Origin of the sequence: Sulfitobacter sediminilitoris (genome assembly GCF_010667575.1) — a bacterium.
Taxonomy (GTDB): Bacteria; Pseudomonadota; Alphaproteobacteria; order Rhodobacterales; family Rhodobacteraceae; genus Sulfitobacter; species Sulfitobacter sediminilitoris.
Genome location: NZ_JAABNT010000005.1, coordinates 34,282 through 57,370, shown reverse-complemented (window position 1 = coordinate 57,370; position 23,089 = coordinate 34,282). Strand labels below are relative to the sequence as shown.

General features: G+C 60.1%; 27 protein-coding genes. 17 read left to right on the top strand and 10 right to left on the bottom strand.

The genetic code is table 11. The annotated features are described in order from the left end of the window. Positions 1-145: 145 nt before the first annotated feature. The 6 genes from GV827_RS09735 (at position 146) to lpxK (ending at position 6,439) form a co-directional block, all read left to right on the top strand. A complete protein-coding gene (locus GV827_RS09735) occupies positions 146-1,675 on the top strand; it encodes a DUF2125 domain-containing protein (RefSeq protein WP_164353618.1) in 1,530 nt (509 codons plus the stop codon). 122 nt (positions 1,676-1,797) lie between these two features. Then, positions 1,798-3,144 carry a TldD/PmbA family protein gene (locus GV827_RS09730; RefSeq protein ID WP_164353617.1) on the top strand — a complete coding sequence of 449 codons (1,347 nt, stop codon included), beginning with the start codon at positions 1,798-1,800 and terminating at the stop codon, positions 3,142-3,144. Continuing rightward, on the top strand, positions 3,131-3,907 hold the full coding sequence (locus GV827_RS09725) for a 3'(2'),5'-bisphosphate nucleotidase CysQ (RefSeq protein ID WP_164353616.1): 777 nt from the start codon (positions 3,131-3,133) through the stop codon (positions 3,905-3,907). Before GV827_RS09730 ends, GV827_RS09725 begins: the two co-directional genes overlap by 14 nt. Before the next feature lie 57 nt (positions 3,908-3,964). Continuing rightward, entirely contained in the window at positions 3,965-4,207 is a 243-nt protein-coding gene (locus tag GV827_RS09720; protein WP_164353615.1) for a DUF4170 domain-containing protein, read from the top strand. 7 nt (positions 4,208-4,214) lie between these two features. Then, positions 4,215-5,450 (top strand): 3-deoxy-D-manno-octulosonic acid transferase, encoded by a 1,236-nt coding sequence (locus GV827_RS09715; RefSeq protein WP_164353614.1) that lies wholly within the window; start codon positions 4,215-4,217, stop codon positions 5,448-5,450. After that, positions 5,447-6,439, top strand: coding sequence for a tetraacyldisaccharide 4'-kinase (gene lpxK, locus GV827_RS09710; RefSeq protein WP_164353613.1), 993 nt, complete (start codon positions 5,447-5,449; stop codon positions 6,437-6,439). Before GV827_RS09715 ends, lpxK begins: the two co-directional genes overlap by 4 nt. Positions 6,440-6,463: 24 nt before the next feature. On the opposite strand, the gene GV827_RS09705 is transcribed toward lpxK, so the two are convergent. Genes GV827_RS09705 through GV827_RS09695 form a run of 3 tightly spaced genes read right to left on the bottom strand, consistent with a single transcriptional unit; the run spans position 6,464 to position 8,785 of the window. Further along, complete coding sequence (locus GV827_RS09705) at positions 6,464-7,576, bottom strand: CaiB/BaiF CoA transferase family protein (protein ID WP_164353612.1); 1,113 nt, start codon at positions 7,574-7,576, stop codon at positions 6,464-6,466. Beyond that, on the bottom strand, positions 7,576-8,253 hold the full coding sequence (locus GV827_RS09700) for a DsbA family protein (protein ID WP_164353611.1): 678 nt from the start codon (positions 8,251-8,253) through the stop codon (positions 7,576-7,578). The genes GV827_RS09705 and GV827_RS09700 overlap by 1 nt, the downstream gene beginning before the upstream one ends. Before the next feature lie 22 nt (positions 8,254-8,275). Beyond that, positions 8,276-8,785, bottom strand: a complete 510-nt coding sequence (locus GV827_RS09695) for a DUF721 domain-containing protein (protein ID WP_164353610.1) — start codon at positions 8,783-8,785, stop codon at positions 8,276-8,278. Positions 8,786-8,870: 85 nt separating this feature from the next. Here GV827_RS09695 and mutY point away from each other — a divergent pair, with 85 nt between their 5' ends. From mutY to GV827_RS09675, 4 genes are all read left to right on the top strand, one after another. Continuing rightward, the gene (mutY, locus tag GV827_RS09690) at positions 8,871-9,938 is read left to right on the top strand and encodes an A/G-specific adenine glycosylase (RefSeq protein ID WP_164353609.1); all 1,068 of its coding nucleotides are present in this window, start codon (positions 8,871-8,873) and stop codon (positions 9,936-9,938) included. A 75-nt stretch (positions 9,939-10,013) separates the two neighbouring features. After that, a complete protein-coding gene (locus tag GV827_RS09685; protein ID WP_164353608.1) occupies positions 10,014-11,165 on the top strand; it encodes an alkane 1-monooxygenase in 1,152 nt (383 codons plus the stop codon). Between the two features lie 63 nt (positions 11,166-11,228). Then, positions 11,229-11,642: a response regulator gene (locus GV827_RS09680; protein ID WP_235930311.1), complete on the top strand. Its 414-nt coding sequence runs from the start codon at positions 11,229-11,231 to the stop codon at positions 11,640-11,642. A gap of 172 nt (positions 11,643-11,814) precedes the next feature. Then, the gene (locus GV827_RS09675) at positions 11,815-12,552 is read left to right on the top strand and encodes a DUF1194 domain-containing protein (RefSeq protein ID WP_235930310.1); all 738 of its coding nucleotides are present in this window, start codon (positions 11,815-11,817) and stop codon (positions 12,550-12,552) included. Between the two features lie 40 nt (positions 12,553-12,592). Here the strand turns inward: GV827_RS09675 and GV827_RS09670 are convergent, their stop codons facing one another. Then, positions 12,593-13,120 (bottom strand): hypothetical protein, encoded by a 528-nt coding sequence (locus GV827_RS09670; protein ID WP_164353606.1) that lies wholly within the window; start codon positions 13,118-13,120, stop codon positions 12,593-12,595. An 85-nt stretch (positions 13,121-13,205) separates the two neighbouring features. Here GV827_RS09670 and GV827_RS09665 point away from each other — a divergent pair, with 85 nt between their 5' ends. Further along, positions 13,206-13,760, top strand: coding sequence for a Crp/Fnr family transcriptional regulator (locus GV827_RS09665; RefSeq protein ID WP_164353605.1), 555 nt, complete (start codon positions 13,206-13,208; stop codon positions 13,758-13,760). Positions 13,761-13,954: 194 nt separating this feature from the next. On the opposite strand, the gene GV827_RS09660 is transcribed toward GV827_RS09665, so the two are convergent. The 3 genes from GV827_RS09660 to GV827_RS09650 form a co-directional block, all read right to left on the bottom strand. Beyond that, positions 13,955-15,055 (bottom strand): site-specific DNA-methyltransferase, encoded by a 1,101-nt coding sequence (locus tag GV827_RS09660; RefSeq protein ID WP_164353604.1) that lies wholly within the window; start codon positions 15,053-15,055, stop codon positions 13,955-13,957. A gap of 116 nt (positions 15,056-15,171) precedes the next feature. After that, positions 15,172-15,777 (bottom strand): ribonuclease HII, encoded by a 606-nt coding sequence (locus GV827_RS09655; protein ID WP_164353603.1) that lies wholly within the window; start codon positions 15,775-15,777, stop codon positions 15,172-15,174. A gap of 125 nt (positions 15,778-15,902) precedes the next feature. After that, the gene (locus tag GV827_RS09650; RefSeq protein WP_164353602.1) at positions 15,903-16,412 is read right to left on the bottom strand and encodes a hypothetical protein; all 510 of its coding nucleotides are present in this window, start codon (positions 16,410-16,412) and stop codon (positions 15,903-15,905) included. 150 nt (positions 16,413-16,562) lie between these two features. On the opposite strand from GV827_RS09650, the gene GV827_RS09645 reads away from it, so the two are divergent. The 5 genes from GV827_RS09645 to GV827_RS09625 all read left to right on the top strand — a co-directional run bounded on the left by GV827_RS09645 (position 16,563) and on the right by GV827_RS09625 (position 19,979). Further along, positions 16,563-16,853, top strand: a complete 291-nt coding sequence (locus tag GV827_RS09645) for a hypothetical protein (RefSeq protein WP_164353601.1) — start codon at positions 16,563-16,565, stop codon at positions 16,851-16,853. Next, complete coding sequence (locus GV827_RS09640; protein ID WP_328823139.1) at positions 16,825-17,517, top strand: winged helix-turn-helix domain-containing protein; 693 nt, start codon at positions 16,825-16,827, stop codon at positions 17,515-17,517. The genes GV827_RS09645 and GV827_RS09640 overlap by 29 nt, the downstream gene beginning before the upstream one ends. A 67-nt stretch (positions 17,518-17,584) precedes the next feature. Continuing rightward, complete coding sequence (locus tag GV827_RS09635; RefSeq protein ID WP_164353600.1) at positions 17,585-18,076, top strand: hypothetical protein; 492 nt, start codon at positions 17,585-17,587, stop codon at positions 18,074-18,076. Next, the gene (locus GV827_RS09630) at positions 18,030-18,797 is read left to right on the top strand and encodes an HpcH/HpaI aldolase family protein (protein WP_164353599.1); all 768 of its coding nucleotides are present in this window, start codon (positions 18,030-18,032) and stop codon (positions 18,795-18,797) included. Before GV827_RS09635 ends, GV827_RS09630 begins: the two co-directional genes overlap by 47 nt. A gap of 6 nt (positions 18,798-18,803) precedes the next feature. Next, on the top strand, positions 18,804-19,979 hold the full coding sequence (locus GV827_RS09625; protein ID WP_164353840.1) for an MFS transporter: 1,176 nt from the start codon (positions 18,804-18,806) through the stop codon (positions 19,977-19,979). Here GV827_RS09625 and GV827_RS09620 read toward each other — a convergent pair. Continuing rightward, complete coding sequence (locus GV827_RS09620) at positions 19,957-21,117, bottom strand: DUF3095 domain-containing protein (protein WP_328823138.1); 1,161 nt, start codon at positions 21,115-21,117, stop codon at positions 19,957-19,959. The two genes, GV827_RS09625 and GV827_RS09620, sit on opposite strands and share 23 nt — an antisense overlap. A gap of 135 nt (positions 21,118-21,252) precedes the next feature. On the opposite strand from GV827_RS09620, the gene GV827_RS09615 reads away from it, so the two are divergent. Then, positions 21,253-22,275 carry an aspartate-semialdehyde dehydrogenase gene (locus GV827_RS09615; protein WP_164353597.1) on the top strand — a complete coding sequence of 341 codons (1,023 nt, stop codon included), beginning with the start codon at positions 21,253-21,255 and terminating at the stop codon, positions 22,273-22,275. 59 nt (positions 22,276-22,334) lie between these two features. On the opposite strand, the gene GV827_RS09610 is transcribed toward GV827_RS09615, so the two are convergent. Further along, positions 22,335-22,730, bottom strand: a complete 396-nt coding sequence (locus GV827_RS09610; protein WP_164353596.1) for a hypothetical protein — start codon at positions 22,728-22,730, stop codon at positions 22,335-22,337. A gap of 111 nt (positions 22,731-22,841) precedes the next feature. Next, positions 22,842-23,084 carry a hypothetical protein gene (locus tag GV827_RS09605; protein WP_164353595.1) on the bottom strand — a complete coding sequence of 81 codons (243 nt, stop codon included), beginning with the start codon at positions 23,082-23,084 and terminating at the stop codon, positions 22,842-22,844. Positions 23,085-23,089: the final 5 nt, after the last annotated feature.

Sequence of the window (23,089 nt, the reverse complement as noted above, 5' to 3'; positions counted from 1 at the left end):
CCCTTCGAGGTTCCTGTCGAATTTTGCATCTTCTCTCGGCAATGTGGTAATCTTCCGCTGACTTGGGGTCCACCCCTCTCCCTCTGTCTTGACGCCGTAACGGCTTTGTCAGACGGTGCCGACACGTTGTTACAAAGGATATTTCATGACTCGATTTCCTCCTCTTGCGCTTGGCCTTGCCATGCCGGTCGCGCTTTTTTCAACAGCAGCTTTTGCTGATCTGACCCCTGCGCAGGTCTGGGGCGACTGGCGCACCTACTTGGAAGGCATGGGATATCAGATCAGCGCCACAGAGAGCGTAAGCGGAGATGATTTGACGGTCAGCGATATCAGCCTCAACTTCCAGATGCCCGAAGACGGCAGCATGAACATGACGTTGGGCACAATCCGTTTTGACCAGAACAGGGATGGCACGGTCGCGATCATCCTGCCCGACACCATGCCCATCACCATGTCCGGTAAGGACAGCGGCCCCGGCGGGGAAGAGTTCGCGATGACGCTGAACTATTCCCAGACCGGGCACGCGATGACAGCCAGCGGTTCACCCGAGGAAATGACGTATCTCTATACCGCGCAAACCATCGCGATGGACCTTGTCCAGATGCAGGTCGGCAATGAGGCGCTGGGTGAAGACATGGCGCGCGTGAAGGTGGCAGGGTCGAACCTTGAAACGACAACGACGCTCAGCATCGGCGACATGCGCGAATATACGCAATCGGGCAGCCTCGATTCCCTGACGTATGATTTTTCCTTCATCGATCCGGAACAGCCCAACACCCAAGGGGCCGTCACCGGAAGCGTCACCGGGGTTACCATGAACGGGGCCGGGATTATCCCGCTGGACGTGCCGGATGCGGGGGACATGGCCGCCATGCTTGAGGCTGGCTTTGATGTATCGGGCGGCTTTTCCTACACCGGCGGCTCTTCGAATTTTGACATGAAAGACCCTGAAAGCGGAAACTATGTCATGTCCACCTCCTCCGATGGAGGGGAATTGAGTGTCGATATGGGCGCCGACGGTCTGGCCTATGCTGGCGCACAGAAAAACGTGAACGTGGCCGTGACCGCCGAAGGCATGCCATTTCCCTTCGAAATCGCGATGGCGGAAAGCGGGTTCAACCTTGCGATGCCCGTCAGCAAATCCGACGAGGCACAGGATTTCGCCTTTGGCCTCACGCTCGGCAGTTTCACAATGTCAGACATGATCTGGAGCATGTTTGACCCTGCGGGCCAGCTGCCACGCGACCCGGCAACAGTGGTCCTTGATCTGGCGGGCAAGGCCAAGCTGCTGGTGGACTGGATGAACCCCGATGCTGCCGCACAGATGGCCGGTGCACCGGGCGAGGTTGAGGCGCTCCAGCTCAATACTCTGGTTGTTGATGCGGCAGGTGCCAAGCTGGAAGGCTCCGGCGATTTGACCTTCGATGGTGCAGGGCCCAGCATGGTGCCCGGCATGGGCAACCCGGTTGGTGATGTGAACCTGACGCTGGACGGCGGCAACGGCCTGCTGGACAAGCTGGTCGCGATGGGCCTTTTGCCGCAAGATCAGGCGATGGGTGCACGGATGATGATGGGTCTATTCGCCGTGCCCGGCACAGAACCCGATTCCCTCAAATCGCGGATCGAGTTCACACAGGATGGCCAGATCCTTGCGAACGGGCAGCGTATTCGCTGACATACATCTGCCACGACGGCATTTAAGGGCGGCCTGCAGTTTCGCCCTTTTTTCGCACTGCACTTGTTCTTGGACAGGTGTGAGGTTACCTCTCCGTCATCATCCAAACGGAGCCATCCTTCATGTCACAGCCTCTTGATGTGCTGACCAAATCGCTTTTGCACGCGGCGTCCAAGGCCGGGGCCGATGCGGCTGATGCCAAGGCCGTTCAGGCGACCTCGCTTTCCGTAGATGTCCGGGGCGGCGCGCTAGAGCAAGCTGAGCGATCAGAAGGGATCGACATCGGCCTGCGCGTTTTCGTGGGTCAGCGCACCGCGACCGTCTCAGCCTCTGATGTGTCAGAGCGCACGATTGAAGAGATGGCAGTACGCGCCGTCGCAATGGCCCGCGAAGCACCGGAAGACCCCTATGCGGGTCTGGCGGACCCCGATCAGCTTGCGACCGGTTGGGATCTCGCGGCGCTTGAGCTTTATGACGACACGCCGGAGCCAACACCAGACGCCCTGCAAGACGATGCCGCGCGCGCCGAGGCTGCGGCATTGGCTGTCAAAGGTGTCACGCAGGTTCAATCCGCTAGTGGTGGCTACGGCGCACAGCAGGTCCACATCGCGATGAGCAACGGTTTCGAAGGGGGCTATGGCCGGACCGACCGGGGCATTTCCTGCGTTGCAATTGCAGGGACCGGCACCGGTATGGAACGCGACTATGACGGCGATGGTCGTATCTTTCAAAGCGACCTGCGCACGCCCGAAGACATCGGAACATCCGCAGGCGAACGCGCCATCGCACGTCTGGATGCGCGCAAGCCGCCCACCGGCACCTACCCTGTTCTGTTTGACGAACGCATCTCTTCCTCGCTCATCGGCCATTTGCTGTCCGCAATTAATGGCAGTGCAATTGCGCGCGGCGCGTCTTTCTTGCGCGACGCGATGGGCGATGCGGTCTTGCCTGACCACCTGTCCCTGATCGAAGACCCGCATCGCCCCCGCGCCACCGGCACGCGGCCGTTCGATGCCGAAGGTTTGCCAACACAAAAGCGCACGATCGTTGAAAACGGCGTTCTCAAGGGCTGGACCCTCGACCTTGCCAATGCGCGCAAGCTGGGGATGGACCCCACGGGCAACGCCGCACGCGGCACGTCCTCTGGGCCGTCGCCGACCAACTGGAACATCGCGCTGACCCAGGGCGACCAGACCCGCGATGATCTGATCCGACAGATGGGCACCGGTCTGCTCGTAACCTCGATGATCGGCAGTACGATCAACCCAAACACTGGGGACTATTCACGCGGTGCCTCTGGCCTTTGGATCGAGAACGGCGAGATTACCCACGCCATCAACGAATGCACCATCGCGGGCAACCTGCGCGGCATGCTGCGCACCATCGTGCCGGCCAACGACGCGCGCCCGCACCTCAGCCGCGTCGTGCCATCGCTTCTTGTACCGGGGATGACCCTTGCCGGCGCATGACCTGCCCCTTCTGATTGACGCCGCGCGCATGGCGGGCCGGGTGGCGACCAGCTTTACCGGCAAGACCGCGCAGCGCTGGGACAAGCCGGGCGGTGCCGGTCCGGTGACCGAAGCCGATCTGGCGGTGAACGAGATTCTGATGTCTTCCTTGCGGCGGTCACGGCCCGATTATGGCTGGCTGTCCGAGGAAACCGAGGACAATGACGAACGCCTTGGCAGGGACCGAGTGTTCATCATCGACCCGATCGACGGCACCCGCAGCTTTGTCGAAGGCTCAAACACATGGGCCCATTCCATCGCCGTGGCGGAGCATGGTGTGATCACCGCCGCAGTCGTGTATCTACCGATGCGGGACAAGCTTTATGCCGCGGCCCTTGGTCAGGGGGCGACGCTGAACAACGCTCCCATCCGCACTTCTCAGAAATCGTCCTTAGAGAAATCCACAGTGCTGGCCGCCAAGCCAGCCCTGATGGCCAACCATTGGAAGGCCAAGACATCACCAACCTTCAAACGCAGCTATCGTCCTTCGCTGGCGTATCGTCTTGCGCTTGTGGCCGAAGGCCGGTTCGAGGCGATGATGACCCTGCGCCACAGCTGGGAATGGGACATCGCCGCCGGTGCCCTGATCGCTGCCGAAGCAGGCGGTTGCGCACATGACCGGACCGGTGCCCCCCTGCGGTTCAACAACGCCGATCCCCGTCTTAATGGCGTGGTCGCAGGCGGCGGTTCAGTCTGTGCCGCGCTGATCGACGCCCTTGCGTGAATGTCCTCATCTGGATACCCACATTCTGAAAGCCCAGAGCATTTCAAAGGATAGCACATGACCCAACGCCTGCATCTTGTCTTTGGGGGTGAACTGGTTACTCCCAGTGAAAACACCTTCAAGAACGTCGACGACATTCACATCGTTGGTATCTACCCCGACTACGCAAGCGCCTATGACGCTTGGAAAAGCGAAGCCCATCGCACCGTCGACAACGCGCATATGCGCTACTACATCGCGCACCTGCACCGCCTGCGGGACGAAGAAACCGCCGCCTCTTCAACCGAAGAGCTGGGCTAAGCCACATATGGCGCGGTCGCTGGGGCTTGCCGCGTATCGGGCGCTGACCCGACGGGGAGAGGTGCCAAAAGACGCGCCGGTCCAGCCGCGCCCGAAGGGTGAGCTGGTCTGGCTGCATGCGGGCGAGGTGGGAAATCTCTTGGCAGTTCAGGACCTTGCCGCAAGGTTGATATCGACACGGACCGACCTCAGCGTTCTGATCACGCTGCCCGATGACGAAGCATCCCCGACACGGTCAGCCCCTCCGCGCACCGATAGTGCGATCCTCCAGATCAATGCACCGTCAGAACATCCCGCCGCTGTCAGCGCATTTCTTGATCACTGGTCGCCTGATGCCGCAATCTGGGTCTGGGGCGGCCTGCGGCCGAACCTGATCCTTGAGGCAACGGACCGTGCATGCCCCATGTTTTTGATTGACGCTGATGTTGGTGGTTTCGACAAACGCCGAGATCGTTGGTTGCCAGATCTGACACGCCAATTGCTGACGCGGTTCAAAGCGGTCTTTGCGCGTTCAGCAGCAGGACAACGCCGACTGGTCCAATTGGGTTTGCTTTCGGATGAGGTTGAACAAACCTCTCCGCTGCTTGCGGGCGGACAGGCGTTGGGATGTTCGGATACTGACCTGACAGAGCTTTCTGCCGCCATGGGCGGGCGCCCTGCGTGGTTTGCCGCACAACTCCTGCCCAAGGAAATCCCCATTATCCTGTCGGCGCACAAACGAGCCTCTCGTCTGTCACACCGATTGCTGCTGATCCTGCAACCATCGGCACCCGGTCAGGCGCAGACAGCAGTTGATCAGGCAACCGAGCAAAACCTTAATGTGATCCGATGGGAAGAGGGGCAATTTCCCGATGAAACCACGCAGGTGATGGTCACAGACGACGTCGCGAACCAAGGCTTATTCTTTCGTGTGGCACCTGTCTCTTTTCTGGGCAGCACGCTTATCCAGGGTGAAGGGGGATGTGACCCGTTGGATGCTGCGGCCCTTGGGTCTGCGATCCTTTATGGCCCCCGTGTCCGTCATTTCATGGCTTCATATTCACGCCTTGCCGCCGCAGGGGCCGCCCGGATCGTGAACGACGCAGACGCGCTTGGCGCCGCCGTCTCGACACTGATTGCTCCGGATCACGCGGCCACAATGGCGCATGCGGGTTGGGATGTGATCAGTCAGGGGGCTGCCCTTACGGACAAGGTCGTCGATCTTGTCCAGGACACGCTTGACCTTGAATTGAGCCGACCATGACCCGCGCCCCCTCTTTCTGGCACAAGCCGCGACCTGACTGGCGCGCGCAGCTCTTGCGCCCGCTGGGCGCGCTTTATGCAAAGGCCACCGCACGGCGACTGGCACAGGGGAACCCTGTCCGACTTGATGTGCCGGTGGTCTGTGTGGGCAATATCAACGCCGGTGGCACCGGCAAGACACCGACGGTCATGGCAGTAGTCGAACACCTGCGCGGCCTGTTTCACGAACCACATGTGGTGTCACGCGGCTATGGCGGCACGCTGGAGGGCCCCGTGCGTGTGGACCCGGCGCGACACAAGGCGACCGAGGTCGGAGACGAGCCGCTTTTGCTGTCGGCCTTTGCCGAGGTTTGGGTGGCCAAGGACCGCGCGGCCGGTGCGCAGGCTGCGCAGGACGCGGGCGCAAGCGTGATTGTACTGGATGACGGGTTTCAGAACCCCGGCCTTGCCTATGACCTTTCAATTGTTGTGGTGGACGCTGCCAAAGGGTTTGGAAACGGGTTGTGCCTGCCAGCAGGGCCGTTGCGTGAACCCGTCGACGTGGGATTGGCGCGGGCTGACCTTCTGCTGTCGATCGGTGACGCCGACGCGCAGGAGGTGTTCAAAAACACAGATTTGCCCGGCGATCTCCCCCATGTTCAGGCAGCACTTGAGCCGTTGCAAACCGGAATGGACTGGTCCGACACCCGCGCCCTGGCCTTCGCGGGGATCGGGCACCCGGAAAAGTTCTTTCAAACACTGCGCAGCCTTGGGGCCACGGTGGTGCATGCCGAAGCGCTGGATGATCATCAGCCCCTGACCACCGCGCTGATGAGCCGGCTTGAAGCCGACGCAAAGGCACGTGCCGCGCAACTGGTCACCACCGAAAAAGACGCGGTGCGCCTGCCCGCCAGTTTCCGTATGAAAGTCATCACCCTGCCGGTACGGCTGCGACTTGATCAGGACAATGCTCTCTTCAGGGCGTTGGACGCGCTCCCTCGGCCCACCTAAGCCCACAGCCGACAGATTTTCCGCCTAGTCGTCCTCGCCCAACTTTGGCGCGGGCCGGTGCAACGCAAGTTCCGCATCCGAAAACCGGAAGGGAGAGCGCAGACCCGGCACACCGTCCAGTTCAATCTGCATGCCCCGTGCAACCACCTGCGGATCGGCCATCACGTCATCCAGATTGTTGATCGGTCCGGCTGGCACGTTGTTTGCTTCGCAAGCGGCCAAGAGGTCATCGCGGCTGCGCTGGCTGGTCGCCCCGTTCAGACGCCTGATCATCTCGGGCCTGTTTGCAACGCGGTCCGCGTTCTTGTGATAGGCCGGGTCTTCGGCCATATCGTCCAGCCCCAGCAATCGGCACAACCTTTGAAACTGTCCGTCATTGCCGGTCGCGATGATGATGTGCCCATCGCTTGTCTCGAACACCTCATATGGCGTGAGATTGGGATGCGCGTTGCCCATGCGCGTCGGCGCGACACCCGTGGTCAGATAATTCATCGCCTGATTGCCCATGATTGCCACCGCGCAATCCAGCAAGGCCATATCGATATGCTGGCCCCTGCCCGTCTGGCTGCGCTGATGGACCGCCGACAGTATCGCCGTGGTCGCATAGATGCCCGTAAAGATATCCGTGATCGCCATGCCCGATTTCTGCGGCTGGCGGTCCGGCTCTCCGGTGATGGACATCAGCCCTGACATGCCCTGAATGATGAAATCATATCCCGCGCGATGCGCGTATGGCCCGGTGTGGCCGAACCCCGTGATGGAGCAATAGATCAGCTGCGGAAACTCATCCTTAAGGCTCTCGTAATCAAGCCCGTACTTGGCCAGACCGCCGGTCTTGAAATTCTCGATCAGGATGTCGGCATCTTTCAGCAGCTCTTTCAGCCGCGCCACGCCTTCCTTGGTGCGAAAGTCGATTGTGACGCTCGCCTTGCCCCGGTTTGTCGAATGAAAATAGGAGGCCGAAACATCTTCACCCCGCTCCACGAAAGGGGGTCCCCACTGGCGGGTGTCATCTCCTTCGGGGCTTTCAACCTTGATCACCTCGCACCCAAGATCAGACAGCGTCTGACCGGCCCATGGGCCGGCCAGAATGCGCGCCATCTCGATGACCTTCAGACCTTCAAGCGGTCCCGGCATCAGCTATCCAGTGCTGCGTCGATCAGCTCTTTCATCTCGGTGTAAGGCATATTTGAATGCTTGGTTCCGTTGATCACGAAGCTGGGGGTCGAGCTGATGTCATCCCGCTCTCCGTTTTCCTGGTACCAGGCCACCAGTGTCTGGGCCATTTCGGCATCCTGCAAACACGCCTCAAGCGTGTCGTTCCCGATCCCGGCCAGCAGGCCAATCTTGCGCAACTCCGCGACAATGGCCGCGGGCTCTCCCGCGCGGGCCCATTCGGACTGGCCCTTGTAGATCAGGTCAGCAATGCCAAAGAATTTTTCCTGACCGCCACAGCGTGCCACCATCGACGCCCAGAGCCCCGGACGATCGAAATAGACCTCGCGGTAGATGAACTTGATCTTGCCGGTGTCGATGTAATCCGCTTTGAGCTGCTTGTAGGGACCGGCGTGGAAGGTCGCGCAATGCGGACAGGTGAATGACGCATATTCGGTGACAGTGACGGCGGCGTCGGGATTGCCCTGCACCATGTCCTGAATGCTGGAGGTATCCACGTCGCCCGAGGACGTTTGAGCATTCGCGGTACCGGGCATAGAAGCGATATCCGTCGAATTGCTCCCAAGGTTGCTGGTCAGGGCCCAGCCGCCCAGACCCGCCACGGCAAAGCCGCCAAGAATCAAGTTTCTGCGTTGCATGTGTAAATCCTCTGTCTGCTTTTCAGCGGTTGGTCTTGTTCAATATGTTCTCGCCCAGACGTGCAAGGGCATCCCGCAACCCTTCATCCGCAACCGGCCGCGCCGCTTCCGCCGCCTTTTGCCGCAGGGCCGGGTCCAATGGGCGCTCCTGCGCCACGCCATCCTTGTGCCCAAAGGCCACCTTGCCATCGGCAAAGCCCGTCGCCGCCGTCTGGGTGATCCGAACCCGCGCAATGGCGTTGTAGCCATAAACGGCATTCACTTTCTTGCGCAGTTGTTCCTTCTGCATCTCAAGCATCGGCGCATTCGCCCCTGTCGTCAGCAGCGTCAGTGTCGCGCCCATCCCGCCGCGCCCATAGCCGATCTCGACTGGCTGTGCGATTGCGGCGATGTCCTGTCCCGCAATCTCGGTCCATTGGGTCAGCAGGCGGGATTGCGCAAAGCCGCGGGTCTCGGAGGCCCGTCTGATCTGGCCGGTCAGCAGAGTGTCGGTCCGCTTGAACCCTTTTGTACTGGTACGCCGTGGCGGCATGACTATGTTTCCCGAAATCGCTCTCATCAACATAGCGGTTTGCCCCGTCATCACCAGCCCATGCCGCGCGCAAAGGATATAAACAATGCGTGAAACAGCCAACCACGACGCTTTGCCGGACCTCCTGCTGGATTGGTACGACGTCCACGCCCGCGAGATGCCGTGGCGGGTAGGGCCAGAAGCGCGCAAAATGGGCGTGCGGCCCGACCCGTACCGCGTCTGGATGAGCGAGATCATGCTGCAGCAGACGACCGTGGCGACAGTCCGAGACTATTTCCTACGCTTTGTTACCCTCTGGCCAACCGTAGGTGATCTGGCAGCGGCTGAAGATGCCGATGTGATGGGCGAATGGGCTGGCCTTGGGTATTACGCCCGCGCCCGCAACCTGCTGAAATGTGCGCGGGTTGTTGTAACCGAGCATGGCGGGGCCTTCCCTGCGGATCATGCCGAATTGCTCAAGCTGCCGGGGATTGGTCCTTACACGGCTGCCGCCGTGTCCTCTATCGCTTTTGATCTGCCCTATACTGTCTTGGACGGAAACGTCGAACGTGTGATGGCGCGGCTTTATGACATCCACACGCCGCTGCCAGCCGCCAAACCGGCGCTGATGGACAAGGCCGAAGCTTTGACACCGCCCGCACGTCCAGGCGATTACGCTCAGGCAGTCATGGACCTTGGCGCGACAATCTGTTCGCCGAAATCCCCCGCTTGCGGCATCTGCCCCTGGCGTGACCCCTGTGCGGCCCGCGTTGCGGGCACACAGAACGGACTGCCCAAGAAAACCCCGAAGAAAGCCAAGCCCGTCCGCCACGGCACCGTCTACCTTGCCCAACGCGAAGACGGCGCATGGCTTCTGGAAACCCGCCCTGAGAAGGGGCTGCTTGGCGGTATGCTGGGCTGGCCGGGATCAGACTGGGTGGATACGGAACACGCGCGCCCACAGGGCACTCCGCCCGTCGCGGCAGACTGGTCGGACCTGAACGGCGAGGTGCGCCATACCTTCACGCATTTCCACCTGATGCTGACCGTCAAAACGGCCCAGGTCCCCGAACACGCAGAACCCCGGCGTGGCACCTTCCTACCGCGTGAACAGTTCCGGCCATCCGATTTGCCCACGGTCATGCGCAAGGCGTTTGATTTGTCGCAGGGCTGACCAACTGTCGCCGCTTTGTGACGTTAGCGTTTCGCGCTATAGAACCGGTAGCTCAAGCCGCTGAGGTCAAACGCGATGACGATGCAGAACACCACCATTGCGCCAACAGAACTGGCGCGGCTGTCGTGCGCGCTGCCGTTCTGGCTGTCGCTGGGGCTGATTCCACTGGCATTGCTTGCCGCGATCCAGGGCGGATGGACAATTGCGCTGCTGCCGCTCGTGACGTGGTTCCTGTTTTCACTGCTTGATGCGGTGCTTGGCCTGAACCTTGAGAACGCGGATCTTAATGCGACAGAAAGCGATATGTTCTGGTATCGCCTTGTCACGCTGGTCTGGGTGCCGGCGCAGGCGATCACGGTCTTTGGCCTGATCTGGTATGTGCCACAGGCAGAGCACCTCAGCACCTTTGAGCGTATCGCGCTGTTCTTTGGCATCGGCGTCATCAGCGGCACCATCGGGATCAACTACTCACACGAACTGATGCACCAGAAGAACAAGCTGGAGCGCGGGCTCGCCGATATCCTGCTGGCCATGGTCCTTTACTCGCATTTCCGGTCCGAACACCTGCTGGTGCATCACCGCTATGTCGCCACCCCCCGCGACCCGGTGACGGCGCATTACAACGAAGGGTTCCACCGTTTTTACCCGCGCGTGCTGCGTCAATCCCTCCATTCGGCGTTCAAGGCCGAGGCTGACATGCTGAAACGCAAGAACCTGCCGTGGACGGACCTGTCGAACCCCTTTTTCAAATACTGGGCACTGCAAGGCGGCTTCCTGATCCTCGCGCTGATCCTTGGCGGCTGGTCTGGCCTTGTGTTGTTCCTTGTTCAGGTCGGTGTTGCGATCTGGCAGTTGGAACTGGTCAATTACATTGAACACTACGGGCTGACCCGCAAACATCTGGGCGATGGAAAATACGAACACGTCCAGCCGCGCCACTCGTGGAATGCGGCGCACAAGGCGTCGAACTGGCTGCTGATCAATCTGCAACGTCATTCAGACCACCACTACAAACCCGACCGCCGATTTCCCGTACTGCAAAACTACGCACCCGAAGACGCACCTCAACTGCCCTTCGGTTATCCTGTCATGACGATTGCCGCGATGGTCCCCCCGATCTGGCGTCGGATGATGAACCCGCGTGTGCGCCGGTGGCGCCAGATGTACTACCCCGAGATCACCGACTGGTCAGACTACAACAAACGCTGCACGCCGATGCCGCGCTGATCCGCACACGTTATCTTAAGCCTTCGCTGCCACGAATGGTCCTGCAAACCTGAGAGGGCATCCATGGAAATGGCGGAGCAGTACATTGACAAGGGCGAGACTTGCCTGATCGTCGAAGACAGCAGCTTTGACTGCGAAAAGATGACCCGCGTGATGCAACGGACCCGCGAGGACATGCGGATTGAGGTCGCCTCAAGCCTGCGCGCCGCGCGGCGGGTGCTGGAAAAAGGCAGCCTGTCGCTAATCCTGCTCGATAACAACCTGCCCGATGGCCTTGGCGCTGATTTCGTGCAGGAACTGGCCAGTGATCCCAAACTGTCAGGCATTCCCGTCATCATGGTCAGCGACTGGCCCTCCCCGTTTATGTGGGAAAAGGCAGCGGCAGCCGGGGTCGCATATGTTCTGAGCAAGACAGAATTCGATGGGCGCTACGTCCATGCAGCGCTTGAGGGCAAACAAGCGCGCAGGCTGAATTGACGCAATTTACACAACCGGACTTGCATCCTAACGTATTGGAATGATCTGCAAGGTGCTGCCCCAAGACACCACCATTTCCCACGTACGGGTTCCCGTCGGTATTGCGAAAACCGTCGTCATTCTTTTTTTCTTGATCGCTGCCCTTACGTGGCCGTCGTCGACCAAAGCTCAGATGACCGAAGTCGACCTTGAACTGGTCCTGCTGGTCGATGTTTCCCGCTCCATGAGCGAGGATGAACTGGAACTGCAACGGCGCGGCTACGCCGAGGCGCTGGTGTCCGAGGATGTCTTCAAGGCGGTGCAATCTGGCCTCTTGCAAACCCTTGCCCTCACCTATGTGGAATGGGCCGGTTCACAGCAGATCGTTGTCGATTGGCAGTTGATCCAGACCCGCGAGGATCTGGACGCTTTTGCAGAGCAGCTCACGGTGAAATTTGATCCCGCCCTGCGCCGCACGTCGATCTCCGGCGCGCTGGCGTTTGCCGCCGATCACATCGAGTACAATACCTATCGCGGCTTGCGCCGGGTGATCGATATCTCCGGGGACGGGCCGAACAATCTGGGTCCGCTGGTGACACGTGCGCGCGATGCAACCGTTGCCAAAGGCATCACGATCAACGGTTTGCCGCTGATGACAGATGACGGTGCTTTCTCGAATTTCTATCTTGAGCGGTTGGATATCTACTACCAGACCTGCGTCATCGGTGGCCCCGGCGCTTTCGTGATTCCGGTCTATGTCTGGCCTGACTTCGCGGATGCGGTGCGTCGCAAGCTTGTGCTTGAGATAGCTGGATATGCCCCCCCGGCCCGTATCATCCGTGCACAGTCCCCGGCGCGTGACCCACGGGACTGTCAGGTGGGCGAAAAGATTTGGCGTGACTTTCAGCAGAACAGGTTTTGGGACCCCTGAGCCGCGGCCACCCAGCTGACATTGCAAAGACCGTCACCGATCAATGATGCGGGTCCACGCCGCGTGCAATTGCAAGATGATGCATCTGGTGATGTGCCCCAATCGTCATCACGCCAAAAAATCCCAGCCCTTTGACACGGGCATGATCTGCCGGATCATTTGTGGCAATACGCATCACCGCACCAGTTTCGGTCCTTTGCGTTGAAACCACCCATCCCGTCTCAGTTGCCAGCATTCCGGAATGTGCTGCGGTCATCCGTTGAATGGCACCGATGACTTCGCCTGTTCCCGTTACAGCAAATGTCGTCGCATCCGGCCCTTCATTGACGTCGACCAACGCACCCATCGTGACCCGGTCCATGTCCAAAAGGTGTTCCCGTAGCGCATCAAGATTGACCGTCTCCCAGTCCGTTGCAGGATCAGAATATAGCAGCGCCGCGATCTCAGCGATGGCGGCGAACGTCGCCTGACCCGTTTCCTTGGGCATATTGCCGTGCTGATGCGCATGCTGTGCCCCCGCGCTGGTGGCCACCATAAGGGCACTGACAAAGGTAATCGTTCTGAGCATCGCATTTCTCCTGTTTCAAAGGACGATAGCGTGCGGTCAGAGAAACGCATATGATTTCGGTCATATGTTTGACGCTCTGATAAACATGATCCCGCCAACGGCACTGCACCAGTCCGACTACCGGAAGGGCGAGGCGGTCTTTTGGCAGGACGACCCTACCCGAGGGATTTTCTGTGTGGAAAGCGGCCAGATCAACCTGCAGCGTGCCATGCAGTCGGGGCATGTCGTCACCATGCACCGCGCCACTGCGGGAACCTTGTTCGCCGAGGCATCACTTTATTCGGACCGCTACCATTGTGACGCTGTCTGTATCGAACCTGCTTCAGTAATCTGCATCGAAAAACAGGAATTCACCAGACGGCTGGCGCAAGAACCTGACTTATCCCTCGCGTATGGCAAGCTACTGGCGACGCAAGTTCAAACGTATCGCCAAACCCTCGAAATCCTGTCGATCAAATCCGCGCGGGACCGGACGCTCGTCGCGGTGTCCTGCGGTTACCTGTCTGGTCCAGTGACCGAGTTCGCAACTCGGATCGGCCTGACCCACGAGGCATGTTACCGCGCACTTCGCCAGCTTTGTGACGCGGGCATGCTTATCCAAACCGGGCGTGGCAAATATGCGCTTCCTGACCCAGCGTGAAAATGAAAAAGGCCCCGCCACAAGGGCGGGGCTTGAGGTAAGTGCCTTTTTGACAGCCCTCATGAGGAAGGCCACAGGCACCGGCGGTGTTCTAGATCGTTACCGGTTTCCCAAGGAAAGCCGACGCAAAATGCCTGTTCGACCATCGTGAGAGGCAGGGCATCTTGAGGCTTCATTACCGGAAACGATCATAATCAGTTGGCCATCTCGGCCCGGATCTGCTGGCGCAAGAGGTCGATAGGCACGCGCTTGCCCTCTTTCTTGAAGCACCAGTACGTCCAGCCATTACAGCTTGGCGCTTTCTCATAAGCTGCGCCGACCTGATGAATGGATCCTTTGATGTCATTGCCGATCAGCGTGCCGTCGGCACGAACCTTGGCTTTGTGACGACCGTTCATGGAATAGAGCTCTTCCCCCGGACGCAGCATGCCGCGTTCAACCAGCTGGCCGAAGGGCACGCGCGGCTCGGCGCGCTTGGACGTTGTCGTCTGCAACGCTTCCTTGTCGAACTTGCGCACCTTGCTGATGCGTTTCAGGGCCACCTTACGATAGGCTTCCTCACGCTCGATACCGATGAAATCACGACCCAGCATCTTGGCAACGGCCCCGGTCGTCCCTGTCCCGAAGAACGGGTCAAGAATGACATCTCCCGGATTGGTCGAGCCTACCAATATGCGGTGCAGCAGGCTTTCTGGTTTCTGTGTCGGATGCGCCTTATCGCCATTCTCGTCTTTCAGACGTTCATGGCCCGTACAGATCGGCAGCACCCAATCGCTGCGCATCTGGATGCCCTCGTTCAGCGCCTTCAGCGCTTCGTAGTTAAAGGTGTACTTGGCGTTCTCGTCCTTGCCCGCCCAGATCATTGTCTCATGGGCATTGGTGAACCGCTTGCCGCGGAAATTCGGCATTGGATTGGACTTGCGCCAGACAACATCATTCAGGATCCAGAACCCTGCGTCCTGCAACGCGGCCCCTACGCGAAAGATGTTGTGATAGCTTCCGATAACCCAAATCGCGCCATTGGGTTTCAGCAACCGACGCGCCGCCTTAAGCCAGGCACGGGTGAAATCATCATAGGCTTTGAAGCTCGAAAACTGGTCCCACTCATCATCGACGGCGTCGACCTTGGAGTTATCGGGCCGTACCAGATCGCCCCGCAATTGCAGGTTATAGGGCGGGTCCGCAAAGATCAGGTCGACGCTCGCCTCAGGCAGCGCGTTCATCGCTTCAATGCAATCGCCATCAAGAATCGTGTTCAAAGGAAGCGCGGCTGCGCTCTTCGTTGTTGTGGTCATCAATTTCTGCCTCTGTCCCCGGCACATTTTGTGCTCGTTGGTTGAGACTGAGGATGAGTCAAAGGCGATTCGCGGTCAATTTCTTTTTTGATTCAATTAGTTAAGAAAAATCCTTGTCACAACATATTGTGTACCGGCTTGAACGAACGTCTATGGTGTGGGGTTGGGCCAAGATTTCGGAGCGCCTCCATGTGGCTTTTTGATCCATATCCCATGTTCGTTTCCCAGCCATAGCCGGGGTGCTGTTGCGCAAGGGACAACATGACACAATCTCGACAAATTTTGGCCATAATTGAGGCCGCCGAAATGCTCTGGCTCAGCGTATCACCCTTGATGATCCCTTCGGCTGGCAGGTTCATGTCACGGGGCAGCATACGCCCGTCGATCAGCGCGTAATCAGGCGGTGTCTTCAGCCCCCGAAGCGCCCGCATCATCGCCAGATGGCTGGCGCGCAGGATATTAAGTTCGTCAATCTCCTCGACCGACGCATGCGCAATGCTGACATCCGCCACCTCAATCAGTTGATCATAAAGCGCCTGACGCTTCTTCTTGCTGAGTTGCTTGGAATCGTTCAGCCCTTCAGGAATGCGCGTCGGGTCAAGCACCACCGCAGCCGCCGTCACAGGTCCGGCAAGCGGGCCGCGCCCGACCTCGTCCACGCCAGCGATGCGTTTGTAGCCGCGCGCGCGGGCGGCTTCTTCGAAACTGAAATCAGGCTTCATGCCTCTTCAAAACCGAAAAGCTGCGCAAACCTCAACCCATCAGGCATGAAAAAGGGGAAGATGCCCGAACATCTTCCCCAAGTCTTCCGGGCAACGGGGGTGGCCGCCCGGATCACGACACGGTGTTATCCCCGTGCCAAACGGTAGCCCCGGTCGCGCAGGCAACGCGCCTCATAGCCGCGGCGTTCACCGCGTGGGGTGTTGAAGGTGTATTCGCACTGGCGTGGCAGGCGGTACGCATAGTCATAGTTCCGGTTCAGGCAGCGACTGGGGAACATGCGCACCTTGCCGCGATAGGTCTCAAAGCTGCGAAAGCACTGTTTGGGCAACAATTTGCGGTTCGCCCGCTGCGGCAGCGGTCGCGGCTTGGGCTCATGATAGGCTGGCGGTGTATAATTGGGGGTGTGGTGCTGCTGCACATGCGGCTTGGGCGGGTGGTAGGCTGGCGTAGAATTCTGGTGGCGGTCTTTCTTTCGATCATTGCGGTCGTGGATCAGTTTACCCACCACGGCCAGACCAAGGATCGTTGCGATGGCCCGGGTTGTTTCACGGTTTCCGGCAAAAGCGGGGGCGGCGCCTATTGCGGTCAGGGCAATGGAAGCGGCGGTGATGGTGGCGATGAACTTGCGGTACATGGGGTTATCCTTTCGGTAGAGGCGTTGACAGGATCACCATCCCTTCCACCCATCCGGACAGGCAATAACGCCGCCTTGTTATCGGATATCATCCCCCTCCCATGCCGCCGGATATTGAATAACGCGAGGCAAAGGCGCATCAATCTCTCCATGAAACACTTTGCCCTTATTCCCGCAGTGTCCCTTGCACTGATGCTCGCCCTGCCCGCGCAGGCGGCTGGCTGTTACGCCGACTACAAGGCAAAACAGGACAATCCACTGCGCCTGCATTACGGTGTCGCGCAGATCAACGGCCCCTGTGATCCGAACAGCGCCGCGGCCGAGCTGGCCCCGCGCCTCGCCGCAGGGGGCTGGACCCTTCTCAATGTCGTCTCCGTCTTTTCAGACGACGGACTTGCATCAAGGAAAGACAGTGCCGGACCAAATTACCTCCGCTTCTGATATCCGCCGCTTCGTCGGCTTCGGTATTGCCGCCATCGCCGCCCTGCTTGTGACCGGGGCGGCTGTCCTGTTCTGGACGTTGCCTGATGCGAACCTCTTCAATGCGCAGGTCGAACGCATCTTTGTCGAAAACGATGATCTAACGTCCGGGGCCGAGATCAAGCTTCTGGAAATCCTCGCCCAGTCCGGCACCGCGTTTTCCGACACGCTGGCCAGTTACCGCATGGTGATCTTCGTGCTGCTGGTCTTTGCCGCCGCCATGCTGATTGCCGCATTGGTGTTCCTGATCATGCTCATCACCTTCAACCGCCGCATGGCCCAGATCGAACGCGCGGGCATTCAGGTGAACTCGCTGTTGATCAGCCGCGAAGAGAACACTGTCTATCTCAACAACCTTGGCTTCAAACTGACCGACGCGGCGATGGAAACGATGAGCGTACTGGCCGAGGCACGGATGGACGACGACGTGCTCTCCGGCTCCGAGATCGAGGGGGTCATTTCAGGCCGCAACGCCGCAGACTGCGATGAAGCCGCGGGGGCCACCCGGATCAAGCGGCTGCGCGACACCCTGGGCAACCAGATCGTCTCGGAACTGCTGGTCAAGAACATCGCGCGTCGGGGATATATGCTGGCCATCGACAAGGACGTCATCAAGGTGATCTGAGCGCTCCTGCGCCCGACGAGCGAATGTTCCCCGTTAATCAGGCGCCCACCGGCCCCATGTTTTGTTCATGAACAGACGTCAATTCACCGCCACCCTTGCCGCTCTGCCGGTTACCAATTTGTTACCGCTCCCGCTAACTGCGGCCACCGTCCCACAATCGGTCTCTGTCCCCGCAGGGACATATGCATGGGCGCAATTGATTGCCCGTGCGCAAAACCGTTGCAGCCCCGCGATGCTGGCCCGCCATTTGCGGCTGGACCCTGCCACCGCAGGGCAGCTTTTCCACGCGTTGATTCGCGATGGCGTGCTGCGCATGGCGGGGCCCGCAGGCATCGCCAAGGCCGTTCAGCCGATGAACGCAACCGGCAGGCCCGCGCCATCGCTGCGCGCGAGCGTTTCCAAATTGCGCAAGCTGATCCCGGACGGAGAACCGGCCGATCAGCCTACCCCTCTGGTCAAAGACGCTGAACCCTGTCTAGGGTGCGGCAACCTGTCAGCCGAGGACCACGCCGATGCCTGCCAAACCCAATCCATTCAAGAAAGCCCTCCAGCAGGGTGAAACCGTTTTTGGCTGCTGGCTTGGCCTTGGTCACACCTTCAGCACGGAACTGATGGGAACCGCCGGTTTTGACTGGCTCGTCATTGATGGCGAACATGGGCCGAATGACTATCGCTCGATCCTCGCGCAACTTCAGGTACTTGAGGCCTCCGACAGCCACGCCGTTGTGCGTGTGCCGGTGGGAGAAACATATATCCTCAAACAGATGCTCGATGCCGGAGCCCAGACGGTGCTGGTGCCCATGGTGGACAGCGCCGCACAGGCCCGCCAACTGGTGCGCGACGTGACTTATCCGCCCCATGGGGACCGGGGCGTCGGCTATGCGCTGACGCGGGCCGCGCGGTTTTCCCAGATCAAGGATTACGGCAGCACTGCTGACGCCGAGGTTTGCCTGCTGGTGCAGGTGGAAAGCGTCAAGGGGCTGGCCGCATTGGACGAGATCCTGACGATTGAAGGGATCAACGGTGTTTTCATTGGCCCTGCCGATCTTGCCGCCGACATGGGGCACATGGGCAATGCGCTGCACGAAGATGTACAGGCGGCGATCATGGACGCGCTGCGGCGCATTCGTGCCGCGGGCAAGGCCCCCGGTATTCTGTCGACCCATGACCCGATGACCCAAGCCGCGCTGGACGCGGGGGCGCAGTTCGTTGCCCTGAGCGCGGATGTGCTGCTGCTGAGCCATGCGGCTCAGGCCCTCAGTGCGAAATGGAAGACCTGACCCATGATGAACGCTGGTATTCTATTGCTCGGGCTCGCCTATGTGCTGAGTCAATTCTACCGTGCTTTCCTTGCGGTACTCTCCAAGATTCTTGAGCAGGACATCGGAGCAACGCCCGATGACCTCGCCTTTGCTTCGGGCCTTTGGTTCCTCACCTTTGCCGCCTGCCAGATCCCGATCGGCGCGGCACTCGACAGCATTGGCCCGCGCCGCACGGCGGGATGGCTGTTGATGATCGGAGGGGCAGGCGGCGCAGCAGTCTTCGCCCTTGCCACATCGGCATTGCATATCAACATCGCCATGACGCTGATCGGCGTGGGATGCGCACCGGTGCTTATGGCCTCATATTACATTTTCGCACGCGACTATCCGCCTGCGCAATTTGCCGTGCTTGCGTCGGTCATGGTTGGGCTGGGCAGCCTTGGCAATCTGGTCGCGTCCTATCCTATGGCGCTGTCGGCGGAACTGCTGGGCTGGCGTAATTCGCTTTGGGCCCTCGGTGCACTGACTGCTGCAGTGGCCCTGGGGACATTAGCGTTGGTGCGTGATCCGCTGAAGGTCGACGGAGAAACCCGCGGTTCGCTGGCAGAGCTTTTCCGCATCAAAGCACTGTGGTTCATCTTCCCGCTCATGGGGGCCAGCTACGCCTTTCCGGGTGCCGCCCGTGGCCTGTGGATCGGGCCCTACCTCGCCGATGTCTTTGCCACAGACACCGCCACCATCGGGCAGGCCAGCCTGCTGATGGGCCTCGCCATGGTACTGGGCGCGCTGGTCTACGGGCCTGCGGACCGCGCAAGCCCCTCGCGCAAGTGGCTGATCGCAGGCTGCACGGCCATGACGCTTGTCGCGGCTGTCACACTGATTGCACTGCCTGCGGCCAGCTACGGCCTCAGCGTCGCGGCGCTCTGTGCCGTGGGCTTCTTTGGGGCCACCTACCCGGTGATCATGGCGCATGGCCGCAGTTTTCTGCCGCCGCATCTAATTGGACGCGGCGTGACCATGCTGAACCTGTTCAGCATCGGCGGCGTCGGGGTCGCACAGTTCCTGTCAGGCCGCATCTACCGCGCCAGCCTCCCGGCAGAGACCGTGTCGGGCCCCTATGTCGCTGTCTTTGTTCTGTTCACCGTCGCGCTGGCAATGGGGTTCGTCATCTATCTGTTCAGCCGCGATCAGGCGGAGTAAACCCCTTCATCAGGCGCGCCGCCTGCGTGTAGCCGCCAGCGGCGCCGTCGATGAAATGCACATGGTCATCTGTCAGGATCGACGGCACGATGCAGGTCATCATCGCCTCTTCCTGCGCAAAAAGCCCGTAGCGCAGCACCCCGTCCTTTGCCGCCTGTGACAGGATGGCTTCGATGTCCTGCCGGGTTTGTGCATCGCAATCGAGCGTCATCTTGAGACCGTCATCCAGCTTGCGGAAATCGGCGTTCTCTCCCACGACACGCGCATAGCTGCGAGCATCAAAGCCCCCCAGCCTAATGCCCGTGCGGATCAGGAACCATGCCACAAGGGATTCAAAAAACGCCTTGACCCGCGCCCGCCTCAAAGAGCCCTGTCCATGCGTTGCATGGGCCTCAAGCGCGGCACCCTTCGGTGGCCAGCCCGCGCCCGGACCCGACGCCGGTGCAGGATGGCCTGCGCGCTCAAGCTGCTGTGTCCGAGTGACGATGCGATCATATACCTGCGCGACCTTTTCCGGTGACGCACCCGGCAGGGGGGCAGCAAGCAGGGTCAGGATTGTGCCGTTTCGCGCTGGCATATGCGACCAGCGGCACGAAAGGCCGGTCAGGTCAGGCAGGCTGCCTTGCGGGGCAAGGGCGAGCGTGCCTGCCCCCGCTTTCATCTGCGCTTCTGCCCAGTTCAGCCCGCCGCCCTCGAACATGGCATAGTCGACACCTTCTGAGACCCTGTACCGCGCCACGCGCACGTCTAGCCCTGCCGCCCGGATGTCCGAGACGCGAAACAACGCCGAGCGCAGGGTGATCCCGAATTCGGTCTGGGCCCAGCGCGCAACCTTTGGCAGGGTGTCGCGGGTGGTGGTCTCTTGCTGCGGCGGGACGGCAAAACCGGCACCGTCCCCGCCAAAGACAAATGGAAACGCAAGCCCTTCAAGCGCGTTGATCATGGCCGAGATCACGGCGGCGCCGACCATGTTCACGGTCTTGTACTGACCTGCTTCGATCAGGCCGGTCGAATCCATGATGTCCGCGACGCCAATCCACCAGTCTTCTGGCAGCGGTCTGAACATCGCGCTTTCGGTCAGCGCGGCAAAGCTGTCCACACGCGGCAGGCGGTCATAAAATGGGTCCTGTTCGCTCACCCTCACCCTCCGCGATTGTGATACCGACCATACAGGCGGGCCGCGCTTCGCGCCAGCGGCAAGCGGTTGCCCTTTCCCTTGCCGCTGCGTTGCGCTAAAGGGCGGCCACCACCCCATACAAATTGGAGAAATCAGATGGGTTATCGCGTCGCCGTCGTGGGCGCCACTGGAAATGTGGGCCGCGAAATGCTGAACATCCTGGCCGAGCGCCAGTTCCCCGTAGACGAAATCGTGGCCTTGGCCAGCCGCAAATCGATGGGTACGGAAGTCAGCTTTGGGGACAAGACGCTCAAATGCAAAGACCTCGACACATTCGATTTTTCCGGTTGGGACATGGCGCTGTTCGCGGTGGGATCTGACGCCACGAAGAAATACGCGCCTGCGGCCGCGAAAGCGGGCTGCGTCGTGATCGATAACTCGTCGCTATACCGCTACGATTCCGCGATCCCGCTGATCGTGCCCGAGGTGAACCCAGAAGCGATTCACCAGTACAAGAACAAGAACATCATCGCGAATCCCAACTGCTCGACCGCGCAGATGGTTGTAGCGCTGAAGCCGCTGCACGACCGCGCGACGATCAAGCGGGTTGTGGTCAGCACTTACCAGTCCGTATCCGGTGCGGGCAAAGAGGGTGCAGATGAACTGTGGGATCAGACCAAGTCGATCTACAACCCCACCTCCGATGTGCCGCCCAAGAAGTTCACCAAGCAGATCGCCTTCAACGTGATCCCGCATATCGATGTGTTCATGGAAGACGGCTCCACCAAGGAAGAATGGAAGATGGTCGCGGAGACGAAAAAGATCGTCGATCCGAAGATCAAGGTCACGGCCACATGCGTGCGCGTGCCCGTCTTCGTCGGTCATTCCGAAGCCATCAACATCGAGTTCGAAGATCATCTGGACGAGGACGAAGCGCGCGACATCCTGCGCGAGGCACCCGGTGTGATGGTCATCGACAAGCGCGAGGACGGCGGCTACGTCACGCCGATCGAATGCGTGGGCGATTTCGCCACGTTCATCAGCCGCATCCGTCAGGACAGCACGCTTGATAACGGTCTGAACCTGTGGTGCGTCAGCGACAACCTGCGCAAGGGTGCGGCGCTGAACGCGGTGCAGATTGCTGAATTGCTGGGGCGTGAGGTTCTCAAGAAGGGCTGAGTGTCCGGCAATATCTAAGATAGTGAGACCCCGGCCATCGGGCCGGGGTTTCTTTTTGGTCAACCGCGCTCGATCACTTCGAAAACCTGATCATCCTCAACTGTAGATCTGATGTGATCGCCACCATCTGGATGGCCCGGCATTGGTGCGCCAAACCTTTTGACCAGAGCACGGTTACAGTAGCCGATGGTGGCCGTGTTACAGACATGCCGTCCCTGTGGTATCGTGTAGATCGCCAGACCGCGGCCCTGCGGCCGCAGCGCGTATTTGCGCCGGGCGAGGCGGCGGACGAGGCTGTCCCAATCCTTGGCGGTCTTGAAAACCGGTTCAAGCGCCCGCTGCAGGCGCCCCTTTTCAGTAGTGGTCAACGGTTTGCTGTCGGGGTGGTATTCAGGGAAATCTCCGCCCAGCGTGCCGTGGGGATGGCCCGGCATGGCCGCGCGAAACCTGCGCACGAATGTGCGGTAGGCAAAGCCAAGCTCGCTTCCCTTGCAGACGCGGGTTCCGCAGGAGGATTTGTGCAGCGCAAGCCCACCACCGGCAGGGCGCAGGTCGTATCCATGGCGTTAAAGGCGGGCGGCAAGATCGTCCCAATTGTCCGCTTCTGCCATGTCCCGAGCGAGGACCGCTTGCAAAGCAGCGATGAGCCCCTCATCCGCCCGGTTGGGCGTCCTCGGATTCAGGCGGCGTTCGACTTCCTTGGCCAAAAGTACGCGCACGAGGTGACCAATTGTTACGTCCTGGCCAGAAGCGACGCGCGCAGCATCGCGTAATAGCTTGTCCGGCAATTTGAGCGTTACGGTTTCCATACCAT

What these genes read in the sequence shown, in the direction of transcription:
- GV827_RS09675 (WP_235930310.1), top strand. Translation starts at nt 11,815, where the DNA reads ATGACCGAAGTCGACCTTGAACTGGTCCTGCTGGTCGATGTTTCCCGC.
- GV827_RS09685 (WP_164353608.1), top strand. Translation starts at nt 10,014, where the DNA reads ATGACGATGCAGAACACCACCATTGCGCCAACAGAACTGGCGCGGCTG.
- GV827_RS09605 (WP_164353595.1), bottom strand. Translation starts at nt 23,084, where the DNA reads ATGGAAACCGTAACGCTCAAATTGCCGGACAAGCTATTACGCGATGCT.
- GV827_RS09695 (WP_164353610.1), bottom strand. Translation starts at nt 8,785, where the DNA reads ATGCCGCCACGGCGTACCAGTACAAAAGGGTTCAAGCGGACCGACACT.
- GV827_RS09735 (WP_164353618.1), top strand. Translation starts at nt 146, where the DNA reads ATGACTCGATTTCCTCCTCTTGCGCTTGGCCTTGCCATGCCGGTCGCG.
- GV827_RS09670 (WP_164353606.1), bottom strand. Translation starts at nt 13,120, where the DNA reads ATGCTCAGAACGATTACCTTTGTCAGTGCCCTTATGGTGGCCACCAGC.
- lpxK (WP_164353613.1), top strand. Translation starts at nt 5,447, where the DNA reads ATGACCCGCGCCCCCTCTTTCTGGCACAAGCCGCGACCTGACTGGCGC.
- GV827_RS09730 (WP_164353617.1), top strand. Translation starts at nt 1,798, where the DNA reads ATGTCACAGCCTCTTGATGTGCTGACCAAATCGCTTTTGCACGCGGCG.
- GV827_RS09715 (WP_164353614.1), top strand. Translation starts at nt 4,215, where the DNA reads ATGGCGCGGTCGCTGGGGCTTGCCGCGTATCGGGCGCTGACCCGACGG.
- GV827_RS09720 (WP_164353615.1), top strand. Translation starts at nt 3,965, where the DNA reads ATGACCCAACGCCTGCATCTTGTCTTTGGGGGTGAACTGGTTACTCCC.
- GV827_RS09635 (WP_164353600.1), top strand. Translation starts at nt 17,585, where the DNA reads ATGAACAGACGTCAATTCACCGCCACCCTTGCCGCTCTGCCGGTTACC.
- GV827_RS09680 (WP_235930311.1), top strand. Translation starts at nt 11,229, where the DNA reads ATGGAAATGGCGGAGCAGTACATTGACAAGGGCGAGACTTGCCTGATC.
- GV827_RS09650 (WP_164353602.1), bottom strand. Translation starts at nt 16,412, where the DNA reads ATGTACCGCAAGTTCATCGCCACCATCACCGCCGCTTCCATTGCCCTG.
- GV827_RS09655 (WP_164353603.1), bottom strand. Translation starts at nt 15,777, where the DNA reads ATGAAGCCTGATTTCAGTTTCGAAGAAGCCGCCCGCGCGCGCGGCTAC.
- GV827_RS09645 (WP_164353601.1), top strand. Translation starts at nt 16,563, where the DNA reads ATGAAACACTTTGCCCTTATTCCCGCAGTGTCCCTTGCACTGATGCTC.
- GV827_RS09625 (WP_164353840.1), top strand. Translation starts at nt 18,804, where the DNA reads ATGAACGCTGGTATTCTATTGCTCGGGCTCGCCTATGTGCTGAGTCAA.
- GV827_RS09700 (WP_164353611.1), bottom strand. Translation starts at nt 8,253, where the DNA reads ATGCAACGCAGAAACTTGATTCTTGGCGGCTTTGCCGTGGCGGGTCTG.
- GV827_RS09630 (WP_164353599.1), top strand. Translation starts at nt 18,030, where the DNA reads ATGCCTGCCAAACCCAATCCATTCAAGAAAGCCCTCCAGCAGGGTGAA.
- GV827_RS09665 (WP_164353605.1), top strand. Translation starts at nt 13,206, where the DNA reads ATGATCCCGCCAACGGCACTGCACCAGTCCGACTACCGGAAGGGCGAG.
- GV827_RS09615 (WP_164353597.1), top strand. Translation starts at nt 21,253, where the DNA reads ATGGGTTATCGCGTCGCCGTCGTGGGCGCCACTGGAAATGTGGGCCGC.
- mutY (WP_164353609.1), top strand. Translation starts at nt 8,871, where the DNA reads ATGCGTGAAACAGCCAACCACGACGCTTTGCCGGACCTCCTGCTGGAT.
- GV827_RS09705 (WP_164353612.1), bottom strand. Translation starts at nt 7,576, where the DNA reads ATGCCGGGACCGCTTGAAGGTCTGAAGGTCATCGAGATGGCGCGCATT.
- GV827_RS09660 (WP_164353604.1), bottom strand. Translation starts at nt 15,055, where the DNA reads ATGACCACAACAACGAAGAGCGCAGCCGCGCTTCCTTTGAACACGATT.